A 15,328-nucleotide genomic window follows, 5' to 3' on the forward strand; every position below is an offset into this window, starting at 1 on the left:
CTTACCCCGCCGATGGACCGGCGGGGGGATTCTTCCGCACAGGGGGAGCAGTCAGGAAGGTCAGGCTCGCGGCGAGGTCAAAACTGCGCCTGGGATTTGCCCGCGCGTTTGGCGCGATAGAGGGCTTTGTCAGCCATGCCCAGCGCGTCCGCAAAGTCACCCTCGGTCCACACTGCGCCGCCAATGCTGCAGCCAATCCTGATTTCCTTGCCGGCCAGTATGACCGGCTCGGCGATCTTTTTGATGATGCGCTGAGCAGCGCCTTGCACGCTGGCCAATGATTCGCCGGTCTTCAATCGCAGAAGCAGCACAAACTCGTCACCGCCGTGGCGCACTGCAATGTCGCCATCGCGCACGGTACTCGAAAGGCGCAGGCCGACTGAATGGAGCAGGGCGTCCCCCACCGCATGGCCGAAACGATCATTCACCGGTTTGAACCCATCGAGGTCCAGGCATAGCACGCCGAAAGCAGGCGGCGGCCCGGGTTCGTCTTGCACACTCTTGACGTAGTTTTCCAACGCAGCACGGTTGGGCAGACCTGTGACCGTGTCGCGGTAGGCGACGCCCTTGATAAGCGCCAACTGACCCTTCTTTTGAGTCAGGCTCTCGACCAGATGTCGAATGACCATGCTCAGCTTTTCAACCTCAAGGCTGCCTTTTATGAGCGGAATGGCGACGTCATCGCCTTCGGACAGGCGCATTGCGGCATCGGTGATCTGGTTGAGGGGACGGGTGATAACGCCGGCCACGAACCATCCCAACACCGCGAAGGCGATGGACAACAAGCTGCCCCACAGCAAGATTTCCGCCCGCAGCCCGTTTGCCTCGGCAAATGCAACCTCTGCCGGCTGACGCGTCACAACGGTCCAGCCCAGCCCGGGGTAACCATCGATACCGGCGCTTTCGGCAGCGCCCACCACATATGTTCTGCCGTCCTGCCACTCGCGCACCGTCCAGCGGGCCTCGCTTTTATGGTCGATGCCGGCCTCACTGGGCTTGCCGATGAGCTGCTTGGGACCGAGCAAGACGATGCCGTCTTTGCTCACGACCAGAAACTCCAGCCCCGGAAGGCTCTTCTTCAGCGGCTCGAACATGGTCCGCCCAATTTCTGCCGCCCACTGCCATGAGAGGTGGCTGGCCAACACGCCGATGAAGTTTCCAGCCTTGTCCTTTACCGGCATGCTGATATCGACAAACTTCATCGTCTCGCCCGATGGGTTGGGCAAGAGCTTGGCGAGCATGACGGCTTCATGCACGTCACCAACAAAGGTTTTGTCCTGCCCCTCCATGAATACGGGCCTGTGCGCGATGCTGAGACCCTCAAGCAAACGGCCCGTGGACGCGACCACCGTGCCCTGGGTGTCGGTGAGGCCGATCCATGAATAACTCGGGAACTGAGCGTTGAGGTGATTAAGCAGGCTTCGCGCTTCGGCGACGTTTGCGGGGTTGCGCAGTGCCTCCAGATCACTCAGCACGCTGAGCTCCTTGGCGCGGCTGTGCATGTCACGATCAAGTCGATCGATCATCGAGGCCGCATATTCCGCCAGCTGATGTCCGGTCTGCTCTTTGTGTCTGGATATGGCGGACGCGCCAATCACACTGCCGAAGATGCAAGTGATGACCAGCACGGCGAGCGCGACAACCACTGCGAACTTCGCCCGCAGGCTTTGAAAGGGGAGCAGCTGCATGATAGTTCGCCAGTGGGAGTCAAACGCCTTCGGTCCCTGGCATTCTTGAAAAAGCTATCGGCGATCACTAGGGTTTCTTAAGCATTTACTCGCCCGGCATGGTCACTTGCAGTCGCGCAATGACCGGCATGTGATCAGAAATCAATAACGTGTCCGCCTGCCTCACCCTCGCTTCGATCCGCTGCAGCTTCGGGCTGTAGAACAGAAAATCCTGCGTCCGGTCCGGGCCGCTGATGCGGGGGTCGTTGGGGAAGCGGGTGTACCACTTCCGACGATCCTCACCGGTCACGTCTTCATTGCTCGGGATCATCGGGAAGCTTTCCCACAAGCCACGCAGCTCGCTCTCTGCCGAATACGGCGCGCGCTGTTCGGCGGGCAGCCGCTGATATTGCCCCTGCGGTAGCAGATTGAAATCCCCGCCACTTATCCACAGCGTGCCGTTCTGTTCGAAGGCTTGCTGCAACTCAAGAACCGCCGCGACTTGGCGCTGTTGCACGTCGCCGCCTGATTGGGCATCGATTAGCTGTGTATTGGTCACCGCCAGACGTCGGCCATCGCTCAACGGCAGGTAGCTGACGAGCATTGCAGGCCGAGGTTGAAACAGACGGCTAATGAAGAGCCCGGAAGGCGAGGGCAGTTGCAGGCGTTCGGCGCTGTCCAGTTGATAGCGGCTCAGTGTCGCCAGCTTGCGGCCGACACTGCCGAAGATGTGACGATCCGGCACGAAGTCGGACTTCCAGTAAAACGCTTCGCTGCTGCAGGGGTAGAGGTCGGCGACACGGGCCTGGAGCAGGGCGAGTTGGTTGCCGTAGTCGGTGTTCTTCGCACCCTCGTCGACTTCCTGCAGCAACACGATGTCCGGTTGCTCGTCGCGAATGACCCGCGCCACTTCATCAAGGTTGAAGGCCAGGTCTTCCGGCGTCGGCCGCTCGTCCGGGCCGCTGTCGTCGGGCAGGTCGTACCAGAAGACATAGCGCTTGCCGGCCAGGTGTTGAATGTTCCAGGTCATCACTTTCAGCGTCTGACCGGGCGCCAATACCGGTGGCTTTCCGTCCTTCGCGTTGCAAGACACCGCCGCCTTCTCGTGTCGGGCAGGGTGCCAGGTCATGTCATAGAGCAATACCGCGAACAGCCCGGCACCCACCGCGAGGTAAAGCAGATACCGCGTCGGGCGTGCCATTTTTTCAGACCGACCGGGCGGGTGGGTCGATGAGCATGAACAACCGGAACATCACCACGCTGATAAACAACTGCAGGAAGCTGGAAACACTGTTCACCGCAATCGACAGCATCGGGCTTTGCTGGTCCGGCAGCACGTAATAACTCAGCGCTTCAAGCAGCGACAGCGGGATGTAAACGCACAGCACGCAGGCGAAAATCCGAATGACGTGGCCCTGAGTCATTCTGAAGCTTTCGCGCATCGCTTCCAGCGGCCCCATTCCGCGCAACACCAGCAGGTATTCGGACAGCACCAGTTTGATCATCACCCACACGCCGGGCAGGATGAACAGCGACATGCCGGCCATGATCAGCAGCGTGCTAAGCGCCGTCAGCACCGCGAAGGTGGGCCACAGGCGCAACGCAACGGCCCACAGGTTGGATTTGACCGGTTCTTCGCCACGGGTTTTGGCGTCCATAAAAAGAATGAGCGCGCCGGTGTACAGCGGGTAGAAAAGCAACCCGATCAACAGTGGCGCGGCCCCGGTGCTCTGCCCGAAACCGATGAGCTGTTTAGCCAGGGCCTCCAGCACCACCAGTGGCAGGCACAGCGTAAGAATGCTGCCGAAGTTACGTCGGAAGAAATAAAACGAGTCTTGCAGAATGGTCAGCGGATTCATGAACGGATCACAAGGATAAGCAGGCCGACACTGTAACGTAGAGCAGTAAAACGGGCCAACCGGCGGCGGCAGACCGTCCTTCTTAACTTTTTGTACATCCTATTGAAACGCCCTTGAACAGCCCCATTACTGGATGTGTCCGGGCAATGGCCCAGAACAGAATTCCTACGGCAATCTAACGAGGTCGCCATGAACAGCGAAGAACAAACCCTGATCGACGGCTTGTTTGGCAAGCTCAAACAAGCAGAAACCGAATCGGCCCCCCGTGATGCGCAGGCCGAAGCGCTGATCAAGGAGCACCTGACTCGCCAGCCTGCCGCGCCTTATTACATGGCGCAGTCGATTTTGGTGCAGGAAGTCGCGATCAAGCAGCTTGAGGCCCAGAGCCGTCAGCGCGACGAGCAAATTCAACAACTGCGGGCTGAACTGGAACGGGCCAAATCCGGCGCACCCGCGCAGTCGGGCAATGGCGGTGGCTTTCTGTCGAGCATCTTTGGCGGCGGTTCCCGCGAGCCACAGGCTCAGCAGCCGGCTTCGTCGTTCTCCCGTCCTTCCAGTCCGCAGCCTTCCTCGGGCGGCTGGCGTGAAAGTGGTCCGGCGAGCGCACCGCAGCAAAACTATGCTCAACCACAGCAAAATTATGCCCAGCCGCAACAGGCACCGGCTGCACCGGTCGGCAGTGGTTTCCTCGGCGGCGCGCTGAAAACCGCAGCGGGCGTGGCAGGTGGTGTGATGCTGGCGGAAGGCATCAGCAGCCTTTTCCACCACAACAGCCAACCGCAGGAAATCGTCGAGATCATCCAGGAACAGCCAGCCCAGCCTGCTGCCGAGCATGATCAGGGCGGCAGCGGTAGTTGGGGTGACGACCAGCAGCGCGTGACGGGTAATGACAGTACCGGCAACGACGCCTGGGGCAGTGATTCCAACGGCTTCGCCGATACCGACTACGGCAGCGACACCGGTGGTGGCTTGTTTGATGACGACGATTCGTTCGTCTGAGACCCGCAGCTAACGCCTCCCGGTGGGAGTGATCGGGGTGGCGCTCCACCTTGCTCACGAAGACGGCGGACCAAACGCTAAATATCCAGCGTGTGTCCCGGCCTCTTCGCGAGCTCGCTCCCACAGTTAATGCCAGCGTGGCCCGCGCATCTGCAGCGTTGCTAACTAGCGGCCCTCCGCACCCAATCCTTCAATCCCTTCCCCAAACTGGCATACTGAGCACCGGTCCGGTCTTCGGGCCCTTGTCGCTTGTCAGCGCATCGAGGAATTTGGGTGAGAAGAATCGCGGTCTTCGCCGACGTACAGAATCTGTATTACACAGTGCGTCAGGCTCACGGTTGCCACTTCAATTACGCCGCCCTGTGGGCTGACATCAGCCAGCGCGGGCAGATCGTCGAGGCCTATGCGTATGCCATTGACCGCGGCGACAGCAAGCAGCAGCAATTCCAGCAGATCCTGCGCAACCTCGGTTTCACCGTCAAACTCAAGCCCTACATCCAGCGCAGCGACGGCTCGGCCAAAGGCGACTGGGACGTGGGCATCACCATCGACATCATGGACGTCGCGCCGAATGTCGACGAAGTCGTGCTGGCATCCGGCGATGGCGATTTTGACCTGCTGCTGGAGCGCATCATCAGCAAGCACGGCGTCGAAGCGATTGCCTACGGCGTGCCCGGGTTGACCGCCAATTCGTTGATCCGCGCGGCCAGTCGTTATGTGCCGATCGAGGGCGGGTTGCTGCTCAAGACCTGATGCAATACGCGCTTATCAAGCGCCGCAACACACCAAACAAAACGCTCCACCCCGCTATTTCTGAAGGCCACTCCATGCAAGAACGTATCGCCGTCATCGACTTCGAAACCACTGGCATTTCCCCCAGCAGCTACTGCCGCGCCACGGAAATCGCTGTGGTGATCGTGGAGCAGGGCGTTATCGTCGAGCGCTATCAAAGCCTGATGAACGCCGGCGTGCGCATCCCGTCTTTCATCGAGTCCCTGACCGGCATCAGCAACAGCATGCTGCGCACCGCGCCGCCGGCTGAACGGGTCATGAACGAAGTCGCCGAGTTCGTCGGCCTGACACCCCTGGTGGCGCATAACGCCTCGTTCGACCAGAAGTTCTGGGACTTCGAGCTGTCGCGCATCAAGCGCAATCGCGTGCAAAGCTTCGCCTGTTCGATGCTGCTGGCACGACGTCTGCTGCCACACGCGCCAAACCACAAACTCGGCACCCTCACCAGTTGGGCCGGCTTGCCCCACACCGGCAAGGCTCACCGGGCCATGGCCGATGCCGAAATGGCCGCCAACCTTACGCTGCACCTGGGCCATCAACTGCGCGACACCCACGGTCTCGCCGGCGTTTCCCACCAGTTGCTGTGCAGCCTGCAAAAAGTCCCGGCGAAGAAAATTGCGGATGCGATCAGCAAGCACCGGGGGCTCGCCGCAGGTCAATAAGGGTGGATGAACGCGTGCTGTTAGTGGGACCGGCTTCAGCCGGGAAGAGGCCAGCATGTTCGACATCAAATTTGCAGCGCGGCAACCAATGTCTTCCCGGCTAAAGCCAGTCCCACTGGATGAACACGTGCTGTTAGTGGGACCGGCTTCAGCCGGGAAGAGGCCAGCGTGTTCAACATCACGTTTGCAGCGCGGCAACCAGCGTCTTCCCGGCTAAAGCCAGTCCCACTGGATGAACGCGTGCCCTTAGTGGGACCGGCTTCAGCCGGGAAGAGGCCAGCGCGTTCGACATCACTTTTGCAGCGTGACAACCGACGTCTTCCCGGCTAAAGCCAGTCCCACTGGATGAACGCGTGCTGTTAGTGGGACCGGCTTCAGCCGGGAAGAGGCCAGCGTGCTCGACATCAAATTTGCAGCGCGGCAACCAACGTCTTCCCGGCTAAAGCCAGTCTTACTGGATGAACGCGTGCCCTTAGTGGGACCGGCTTCAGCCGGGAAGAGGCCAGCGTGCTCGACATCAAATTTGCAGCGTGACAACCGACGCCTTCCCGGCTAAAGCCAGTCCCACGGGTGTACGCGTTCATCAGGACTGGCTTCAGCCAGCCGCACTCAACCCCCGCTTCAGCCCCCGAGAAAGTGTACGGGTCGAATAAACCTCATTTGTAACTGACGTCAACCGCTCGGACATTTCTAGAATCAGTCCCACAATAAACGACTGTACTAGAGCCTTTCATGCCTGCCGCCCGCCGTTTTCCCCTGCTGCTCATCGGGGCCTTTTTCGCGCTTTATGTGATCTGGGGCTCAACCTATCTCGCCATCCGCATCGGTATCGAAACCTGGCCTCCACTGATGATGGCCGGGGTGCGTTTCACCATCGCCGGCTCCATCCTGTTTGCCTTCATGCGCTTTCGTGGCGCGCCGATGCCGACCTGGAAGCAGTGGAAATCCGCAGGGATGATCGGCTTTCTGCTGCTCGCCTGCGGCAACGGCGGCGTGACCCTGGCGGAACATGCAGGCGTTGCCTCCGGCGTCGCGGCACTGGCGGTGGCCTCAGTGCCGCTGTTCACTTTGTTGTTCGGCCTGTTCTGGGGCCATCGCAATACCGGTCTGGAATGGGCCGGCATCCTGCTCGGCCTCGTCGGCATTTCCTTGCTCAACCTTGGCTCGAACCTGCAGGCCAGCCCCATGGGCGCCGCGCTGGTGATCTTCGCCGCGGCGACCTGGGCGTTCGGTTCGGTGTGGAGCCGCTACCTGCCATTGCCCGCCGGACCGATGGCCAGCGCCTGCGAAATGCTGGTAGCCGGCGCCGTGCTGTTGCTTGGCAGTTTCGTGAGCGGCGAGCGCATGACCCAGTCTCCCGGCCTGTCCGGCTGGCTGGTCATGGCCTATCTGGTGGTGTTCGGCTCCATCGTCGCGTTCAGCTCCTACATGTACCTGCTGAAGAACGTGCGGCCCGCCGCCGCGACCAGCTATTGCTACGTCAACCCGGCGGTGGCGGTGTTGCTGGGCGTGTTGTTCGCCGGCGAACACATCGGCTGGGCGGAAGGTGCGGCGATGGCGGTGATCATCAGCGCCGTCGTGCTCATCGGCCTGCCGCAGTGGCGCAAGCAGAAACCGGTGCAGAAAGGGTAAACTGCGCGCCATCGTCTTCTACAGACTCTTGTGCGCTGACCTTTTTCCAACGGTACTGAAATGACATTCGCCTCCCTCGGCCTGATCGAACCCCTGCTGCGTGCCCTCGAAACACTGGGCTACCAGACTCCCACCCCCGTTCAGGCCCAGGCGATTCCGCCCGTGCTCGAAGGTCGCGACCTCATGGCCGCCGCCCAGACCGGCACCGGCAAGACCGCAGGTTTCGCGCTGCCATTGCTGCAACGCCTGACCATGGAAGGCCCGAAGGTCGCTGCCAATTCCGTGCGTGCGCTGGTGCTGGTACCGACCCGCGAACTGGCTGAACAGGTTCACGAAGCCATCGCGCAATACGCCGAGCACCTGCCGCTGACCACTTACGCGGCCTACGGCGGCGTCAGCATCAACCCGCAAATGATGAAACTGCGCCGAGGCGTTGATGTGCTGGTCGCCACTCCCGGTCGGCTGCTCGACCTGTATCGCCAGAACGCGGTGAAATTCTCGCAACTGCAGACCCTCATCCTCGACGAAGCCGATCGCATGCTCGACCTTGGCTTCTCCGAAGAGCTGCGCGACATCTACGCCGCGCTGCCGAAGCGCCGCCAGACGCTCCTGTTCTCCGCGACCTTCTCCGATGCGATTCGCGCGCTGGCCGGGCAGATGCTCGATAACCCGCTGACCATCGAAGTCAGCCCGCGTAACGTCGCGGCCTCGTCGGTGAAGCAGTGGATCGTCACCGTCGACAAGAAGCGCAAGAGCGAGCTGTTCATTCATCTGCTCAAGAAGCATCGCTGGGGTCAGGTGCTGGTGTTCGCGAAAACCCGCGTCGGTGTCGACCAGCTGGTCGAGCGCCTGCAAGGCCTGAGCCTCAACGCAGACGGCATCCATGGCGACAAGCCCCAGGCCACTCGCCAGCGCGCGCTGGATCGCTTCAAGAGCGGCGACGTGCAGATCCTGGTTGCCACCGATGTGGCGGCTCGCGGTCTGGACATCGACGACCTGCCGACCGTGGTCAACCTCGACCTGCCGATCGTTGCCGAAGACTACATCCACCGCATCGGCCGCACCGGCCGCGCGGGCCAGACCGGTGAAGCGATCTCCCTGGTGTGCGCCGACGAAGTCGACCTGCTCAGCGCCATCGAAATGCTTACCCGCCAGACCCTGCAACGCCGCGAAGAACCGGATTTCATCCCGGAACACCGCGTGCCGGCTACCGACTCAACCGGGCAGATTCTGAAGAAACCGAAAAAGCCAAAGAAACCGAAAAGCGGTGGCGGAGGCGGCAAACGCAATCTGGGCAAATGGGTCGATAGCGGCGAAGCGGCGGCAGAAGTGCCGTCCATCAAGCCAGTGCGCAAAGTGCCGGTGTTCAACACCGGGCCGCGCAAGCGTAAGCCGTAAGAGACAATGCGGCGCGAGTCCGGGCGATCTCACCAGTGCCCGGACCTCCAGTCCCACTGAATGAATGCGTGCTCTTCGTGGGACCGGCTTTAGCCGGGAAGAGGCCAATGTGAGCGCCATCAATTCTGCGGTGTAACAACTGACGCCTTCCCGGCTAAAGCCGGTCCCACTAGGTGACCGCGCTGTGTCAGTAGGACCGGCTTCAGCCGGGAAGAGGCCGGTGTGAGCGCCATCAATTTTGCGATGTGGCAACTGACGCCTTCCCGGCTAAAGCCAGTCCTACACGTGCATGCGAATGCCAGTCCCACTGGGGCGCCTAACGCCCGCGCAGCACATCCTGATAAAGATCCGCATACCCCTGCACCATCTTCTCCGACGTAAACATCGACTCAAATCGCTGCACCGCCTTCAACCCCATCTGCTGTGCCCGCTCTCTGTCATCCCACAGTGTATTCATCGCAACCGCCAACGCTTCCGGATCCCGTGGCGGGACCACCAGACCCGTTTCGTCCGCAATGTTGATGAAGGTTGTGCCAGTCCCCATCTCGCACGAGATCATCGGCTTGCCATACATCGCTGCTTCCAGCAGCGAGATGCCGAACGATTCCGAACGCTGGTGGGACGGGAACACAAACGCCTCACACAGCATCAGCAGCGCGTTCTTGTCTTCATCCGGCAGGCTGCCCACAAACACGACATTGCTGAGCCCGAGCGCCTTGGCCTTTGCTTTGAGTTCCAGCTCCTGATGCCCGCCGCCCATGATCACAACCGGCAAGCCATTTTTGTGCGCCGCTTCCAGCAGGAAATCCAGGCCCTTGTAGTAGCGCAGCGCACCGACGAACAGAAAAAAGCGCTCGCCCAGTTGGTGCTTCCAGTGCTCGAGTTTTACCTGAGACGGGGCAGGGTAGGTGGCGCGATCAAGCCCAAAGGGAATGATCTCGACCTTATCCTTGAAGCGAGTCAGCACGTCGCTGCTGGCGGCATAGTTCGGCGAAGACACGACAATCCGGTCGACACTCCTCAGAAAACGATTCATCAGCGGCGCATACAGCTTGAGCAGCGTCTTCTGCTTGATGATGTCCGAGTGGTAACTCACCACCGTCGGCTTTTTGATTTGCGCGGCGAAGTGCGCGATGTCCATGTACGGCCACGGGAAGTGGTAATGCACGATGTCGGCTTCATGCGCGAGCTCTTTGAAATCCCTGATGCCCGACAACGAGAACCCCGTCGACGCGACATACAGATCCTGTTTTGAGCGGTGTGCGATGTGATTGCCGACCGTCTCGTTACGCGCCGCGCCTTGTGTGCTCAGCGACAGCACCTGGGATTCGATCCCGTGGCTCTGGCAACCCTGTGCCAGTTGGAAGATAACTTGCTCGACGCCACCGCCCTTGCTTTCCGGGAAGTAGGTTTTGAAGAAGTGCAAAACTTTGGTCATCAGGATTCTCTGACGAAACGATAACGTCCGCTGTTCTCGCGATAGGTGCGTTGCGGGCAAGGCGGGGATGTGTGGAGCGGAGAATAAAGGAAAACCCGAAGCACCTCACGGCGCTTCGGGTTGGGTACTGCGGAGTTATGCGTCTGCCAGCATCCAGCCAAGCGTTTCGCTCAGCTCTGGCGTCTGCCAGCCTGGGACCAGCGACTTCAGCTTGCTGTTGTCGCCGCACAAGGTCTTGACCTCGTTGGCCCGCACGAAAGCAGGATTCACTTCGACGGTAAGGTCGTGGCCGGTGATGGCGCGACACATGTCGAGCACTTCACGCAGCGAGTGAGTCTTGCCCGAGCTGACGTTCACGTACTGGCCGAACGGCTTGGCCTCCAGCAGCCCGCGGTAAGCGGACACCAGCGCACGGACGTCGCTGAAATCGCGCCAGACATCCAGGTTGCCCAGCTCGATCTTCCCGGCCTTCTCGCGGAAGTGTTTGACGATCTTCGGCAGCAGGAAGTTATCCGCCTGCCCAACGCCGGTGTAATTGAACGGCCGCGCGATGATGATCGGCAACCGCCCGAACCACAAACTGGCCATGTATTCCATGGCCAGCTTGCTCACGGCGTAATCGTTGGCCGGCGCCGGCGTGGTGCTTTCGTCAAGCAACCCTTCCGACGCATTGCCATACACATTGGCACTGCTGGCGATCAAAACGCTTTCAGGCGCCTTGCCGCAGTGGGCGATGGCTTCGAGCAGGTTGCGCGTACCAATCAGATTGACCTGGTAAAACGCCTCCGCCGCGCCATGCCCGACAAAGGCCAATGCCGCGAGATGAACAACGATGTCCGGCTGAAGGTCCGCCAGCAGCTTGCTCAGACCCACCAGGTCGGTGAGATCCGCCTGATAATAATTGGCTTCATCGGACGGATTGCTGCCCAGGCCAACGACCTCGCAGCCCTGGGCTGTGAGCTCGGCGGCCATATAGCGCCCCGTAAATCCATGAATACCCGTTATCAGCGCTCGCTTGCCGGCGATACTCATCAGAACGAGAACCCTTTTTCGTTACGGCGCAGGTCAGCTTCGACCATCATGCGGCACAGCTCTTCCAGGTTGGTCTTAGGCTCCCAGCCCAGTACTTCCTTGGCTTTGGCCGGGTTGCCGATCAACAGCTCAACTTCGGTCGGGCGGTAGAACTTCGGATTGACCGAAACCAGAACCTTGCCAGTGGCAGCGCAAGTACCGATTTCTTCTTCCGCTTCGCCACTCCACTTGATGGTGATGTCGACAGCCTTGAATGCCATGGCGACGAAGTCACGGACGGTTTCAGTGCGGTTGGTGGCCAGAACGAAAGTGTCCGGCTCATCAGCCTGCAGCATGCGCCACATGCCTTCGACGTACTCTTTGGCAAAGCCCCAGTCGCGCTTGGCGTCCATGTTGCCCAGTACCAGCGAGTCCTGCAGACCCAGCTTGATCTTGGCAACGGTGTCAGTGATTTTGCGTGTTACGAACTCACGGCCGCGCAGTGGCGACTCGTGGTTGAACAGAATACCGCTGGTCGCAAAAATGCCGTACGACTCGCGATAGTTGATGGTCATCCAGTGAGCGTACAGCTTGGCAACGCCGTAAGGGCTGCGCGGGTAGAACGGAGTGTCTTCAACCTGAGGAATGGCCTGAACCTTACCGAACATCTCGGAAGTCGACGCCTGGTAGAAGCGGACTTTCGGGTTAACGATACGGATGGCTTCCAGCAGATTTACAGCGCCCAGGCCGGTGATTTCGGCGGTGGTGATTGGCTGTTCGAAAGAAACGCCCACGAAGCTCTGCGCAGCGAGGTTGTACACCTCGGTGGCTTCGGTGGTCTGCAGCAGGCGGATGCTGGCCGACAGGTCGGTCAGGTCGTACTCGACTAGGTGCAGATTTGGATTGTTCTGGATGCCCAGTTCTTCGATCCGCCAGAAATTGACAGAACTGGTACGACGATAGGTGCCGTAGACGGTGTAGCCCTTGCCAAGCAGCAGTTCAGCCAGGTAGGCGCCGTCTTGACCAGTGATGCCGGTAACGATTGCTTTCATGCGAATCCTTTGAACTCCGTCTTAGTGCTTTACCGCACGTGTTGGGTAGATGATGTGGGCAGGTGCGTATGGTACATCGGGGTTATCTACCGTACCAAGCCTCTCACGCAGTAACACGATGTAAGTGCCGGCGGGGCGCAACGCGATCCTGCCCGAATTCCCGAATAAACGCCCTGTTGGAGCGGGGAGCGGCGCTTTCCTCCCGTATGGGACTCTGGAGAAATGCCAGGAGTGTTACGAATCGTCATCTGCGGCGCCTATCTTTCAGATGAATATTTGGGCGGTCAATTCGCTAAAGCCCTAAAGGTGAGCTAAAACCAATGCCTTACGACACCGGGAGTTGAATCGATGAACGCTTGGCAAACGCGGCATGAGATGGTCGGCGGCATATATAAGCTTCTGAATAAAAATGCGTCGATTGCGGACATCGATCATGTCGTTTCCGATCATTCATTCCTAAAAAGCGACATCGATGTTGCCAGCGTACTGCTGCTGTCTAAAGACGGCCTTGAGCGGACGAGTAAGGGCGTCATGGATATTCATCTGTATCTCATCCATAACGCTCGACTAAAGATGGTGAAGCATCTGCTGCCAGCGGGGGATTCGATTCTTGATCTGGGCGGTGCAAACGCGCCCTTGCATCACATGGGCTTTCCCCACGCATATTCGAAGATTGTGCTTATCGATTTGCCTACCGAAGAGCGTCACAAGGACTTTCAGGTGGCGCTGGATGAGGAGGGGGGGAAGGTTTTTCTGCGCTATGAGGATATGACGGATCTGAAAGGCATCCCGTCTGAGAGCGTCGATTTGGTATGGTCAGGCCAGAGCATTGAACACGTGACGCCTGAGCAGGGGAAGCGTATGTGCAAAGAGGCATACCGAGTACTTAAATCGGGTGGTCGTTTTTGCCTGGATACCCCCAACGGGCATGTTAGCCGCGTTCATGCGGCCACAATAGGAAACCACCTCATCCACCCCGATCACAAGATCGAATACACGCCGGATCAACTGCGGTCGCTGCTGCTGGATACGGGCTTTGTTATCGCAGAGGAGTGGGGGATATGTGAGATGCCTATCACCTGCAAGACGGGGACCTTCAGCTATGACGATTTCCTGGTAGGTGGCGCCATTACCAAAAATATCGACGACGCCTACATTCAGTTCTTCAACTGCCTCAAGCTGTGAGTGGCGGTGCAGCGAGGGCGGCATCGAGTTGTTCGACGCCGCCCCTCGACTTAGCGTTTGACGTGGCAAACCATTGCAAAGTCAACATCAGCACACTGAGCAGACTCTGCCTCAGACAATAGACGCTTCACATTGGCAGCATCGCCGAATTCACTTTTCACGAACACGAATACTGAATGGTCGATGTCGGCGCCTGCGATCTCAGATTTGAGACTGTTCTCGTCACACGGCGGTTGATGGCGAGCAATGTAACCGGTATTCATTTTCAGATTATGCAACGACACGTAGTTCATCATCGGAATGAGCGTCGTCAGCGTGTCTGCCTTTCCGCAGCGAAACTTCGGATAGTAGTAGACGTTGCGAACATCCTTCCCGATCTGAGCGTCCCAAGCCGACTGAGTCATCAGCGGCGTGTAGGGGCGGTTGAGACCTGCCTTGAAATTGGAGCGCTGCATTTTTAGGTCAGAAACCTGCACCACCAATAACGCCAGCATAACCGGGATCAGGACCTTGCGTGGTAGGGTTCGGTACAGCGTCAGCAACGAAAAGATGACGATGATGTAGCCAACCGGCCAGAAAAACCGGCCAGACGCCCGGAACTGAGAGGTCAAGACTTTCATAAAGTCGGGGTAGTTGAGTACCGCAATCTGGCGCGTGCCCAAGTAGATCGAGTCGGATAATGCGTAGCACGCAAACAGTGCCAACACGATAGCAAGGTAGCGATGGCGTCTGACCGTCGCCCAGCCTTCGCGCCGAAGTTGAATCAGCGCGTAAACAAAGCTGGCGATGACGCCCAGGCCAAGGTAGTTGAAGCCTTCATATTGCCCCGGCATCATTGCATCGGGGATCGTGAGATAAGACCCGCCGGTAATTGGAGCCAGCAGGTTCATGGAATAGTAGCCGAACCCCCACTCAGGCGACACCTGTCCGACCGGCATAGGCAGCAGCGCCGCCGCCATAACCAAAATCATCACCACAAACGGGATGATGATGCGAAGCGCGGACTGGCGTGTCAGTTTGTCCAGGGAGCTGAGCGCAGAACATAGATAAATCATCAGCGCCATGACAAACAGGTAGGCATGGACATTGATGCTCACGACCAGGATCAGTGTCCATCCCAATGTCGCAAACTGTCGCAGCCGGTTGCTTCTGAAGTACAGCGCAGTGGACATCAACAGAATCCAGTGCGACATCAGGGAAATGTGGCCGAGCCGGGCCATCAATGCCGGGAAGCAAACCAGCAGCACTGTGCAGCATACAAGTGTGCTCCAGGATCTTACATTCAACTCCCGCAGAATCCACCACCCCCCTACCGATTGCAGGATGAACGCCAGTGCCACCCAGTAGCCGAAAGGATTGAACGGCGCCATGCCGGACGGTAGCACCAGTTTCAACAGCAGCGAGTAGATCGGGATGATGTCGACGAAGGTGGCACGTGTTCCCACCGGGTAATTGAACGTGTCGAACGCCAAAAGCGGGAAGCTCAATGGCGAGTGGAAGTACGCATTGAAGCCGGCGATGTATTGAGTGACGTCTTCGGTTTCGCTCATCCAATAGGAAGACGTGCCGGCAATAAAGCCTTCAGGAAAGTATCGGTAGACAAAAATGGCGGCAATCGCCATTGCTACCAATA

General features: G+C 59.1%; 13 protein-coding genes. 6 read left to right on the plus strand and 7 right to left on the minus strand.

Annotated features, from left to right (window positions below; all coding sequences use genetic code 11):
* Positions 1 to 77: 77 nt before the first annotated feature.
* The 3 genes from AC0Z8Z_RS14440 to AC0Z8Z_RS14450 form a co-directional block, all read right to left on the minus strand.
* Entirely contained in the window at positions 78 to 1,688 is a 1,611-nt protein-coding gene (locus tag AC0Z8Z_RS14440; RefSeq protein ID WP_485619543.1) for a diguanylate cyclase domain-containing protein, read from the minus strand.
* Positions 1,689 to 1,773: 85 nt separating this feature from the next.
* Positions 1,774 to 2,868, minus strand: coding sequence for an endonuclease/exonuclease/phosphatase family protein (locus AC0Z8Z_RS14445; protein WP_485619544.1), 1,095 nt, complete (start codon positions 2,866 to 2,868; stop codon positions 1,774 to 1,776).
* Positions 2,869 to 2,872: 4 nt separating this feature from the next.
* Entirely contained in the window at positions 2,873 to 3,526 is a 654-nt protein-coding gene (locus tag AC0Z8Z_RS14450; RefSeq protein WP_485619545.1) for a YciC family protein, read from the minus strand.
* A gap of 189 nt (positions 3,527 to 3,715) precedes the next feature.
* On the opposite strand from AC0Z8Z_RS14450, the gene AC0Z8Z_RS14455 reads away from it, so the two are divergent.
* The 5 genes from AC0Z8Z_RS14455 (at position 3,716) to rhlE1 (ending at position 9,009) form a co-directional block, all read left to right on the plus strand.
* Positions 3,716 to 4,525: a DUF2076 domain-containing protein gene (locus AC0Z8Z_RS14455; RefSeq protein ID WP_485619546.1), complete on the plus strand. Its 810-nt coding sequence runs from the start codon at positions 3,716 to 3,718 to the stop codon at positions 4,523 to 4,525.
* Between the two features lie 273 nt (positions 4,526 to 4,798).
* Positions 4,799 to 5,278: an NYN domain-containing protein gene (locus AC0Z8Z_RS14460; RefSeq protein WP_108121635.1), complete on the plus strand. Its 480-nt coding sequence runs from the start codon at positions 4,799 to 4,801 to the stop codon at positions 5,276 to 5,278.
* Between the two features lie 74 nt (positions 5,279 to 5,352).
* A complete protein-coding gene (locus AC0Z8Z_RS14465) occupies positions 5,353 to 5,979 on the plus strand; it encodes a 3'-5' exonuclease (RefSeq protein ID WP_172609799.1) in 627 nt (208 codons plus the stop codon).
* Between the two features lie 732 nt (positions 5,980 to 6,711).
* Positions 6,712 to 7,611, plus strand: a complete 900-nt coding sequence (gene yedA, locus AC0Z8Z_RS14470) for a drug/metabolite exporter YedA (protein WP_485619547.1) — start codon at positions 6,712 to 6,714, stop codon at positions 7,609 to 7,611.
* Between the two features lie 60 nt (positions 7,612 to 7,671).
* Positions 7,672 to 9,009: an RNA helicase RhlE1 gene (gene rhlE1, locus AC0Z8Z_RS14475; protein WP_485619548.1), complete on the plus strand. Its 1,338-nt coding sequence runs from the start codon at positions 7,672 to 7,674 to the stop codon at positions 9,007 to 9,009.
* A gap of 316 nt (positions 9,010 to 9,325) precedes the next feature.
* Here the strand turns inward: rhlE1 and AC0Z8Z_RS14480 are convergent, their stop codons facing one another.
* The 3 genes from AC0Z8Z_RS14480 to gmd form a co-directional block, all read right to left on the minus strand.
* Positions 9,326 to 10,447 (minus strand): glycosyltransferase family 4 protein, encoded by a 1,122-nt coding sequence (locus AC0Z8Z_RS14480; protein ID WP_485619549.1) that lies wholly within the window; start codon positions 10,445 to 10,447, stop codon positions 9,326 to 9,328.
* Positions 10,448 to 10,582: 135 nt separating this feature from the next.
* Positions 10,583 to 11,479 (minus strand): GDP-mannose 4,6-dehydratase, encoded by an 897-nt coding sequence (locus AC0Z8Z_RS14485; protein WP_485619550.1) that lies wholly within the window; start codon positions 11,477 to 11,479, stop codon positions 10,583 to 10,585.
* Positions 11,479 to 12,510, minus strand: a complete 1,032-nt coding sequence (gmd, locus tag AC0Z8Z_RS14490; RefSeq protein WP_485619551.1) for a GDP-mannose 4,6-dehydratase — start codon at positions 12,508 to 12,510, stop codon at positions 11,479 to 11,481. Before gmd ends, AC0Z8Z_RS14485 begins: the two co-directional genes overlap by 1 nt.
* 348 nt (positions 12,511 to 12,858) lie before the next feature.
* Between gmd and AC0Z8Z_RS14495 the strand changes: the two genes are divergently transcribed.
* Positions 12,859 to 13,695 carry a class I SAM-dependent methyltransferase gene (locus AC0Z8Z_RS14495; RefSeq protein ID WP_485619552.1) on the plus strand — a complete coding sequence of 279 codons (837 nt, stop codon included), beginning with the start codon at positions 12,859 to 12,861 and terminating at the stop codon, positions 13,693 to 13,695.
* Between the two features lie 50 nt (positions 13,696 to 13,745).
* Here AC0Z8Z_RS14495 and AC0Z8Z_RS14500 read toward each other — a convergent pair whose 3' ends face one another.
* Positions 13,746 to 15,317, minus strand: coding sequence for a DUF6311 domain-containing protein (locus tag AC0Z8Z_RS14500; RefSeq protein ID WP_485619553.1), 1,572 nt, complete (start codon positions 15,315 to 15,317; stop codon positions 13,746 to 13,748).
* Between the last annotated feature and the right edge of the window lie 11 nt (positions 15,318 to 15,328).

Source organism: Pseudomonas sp. 1L-C-7-B-C1 (assembly GCF_057291635.1).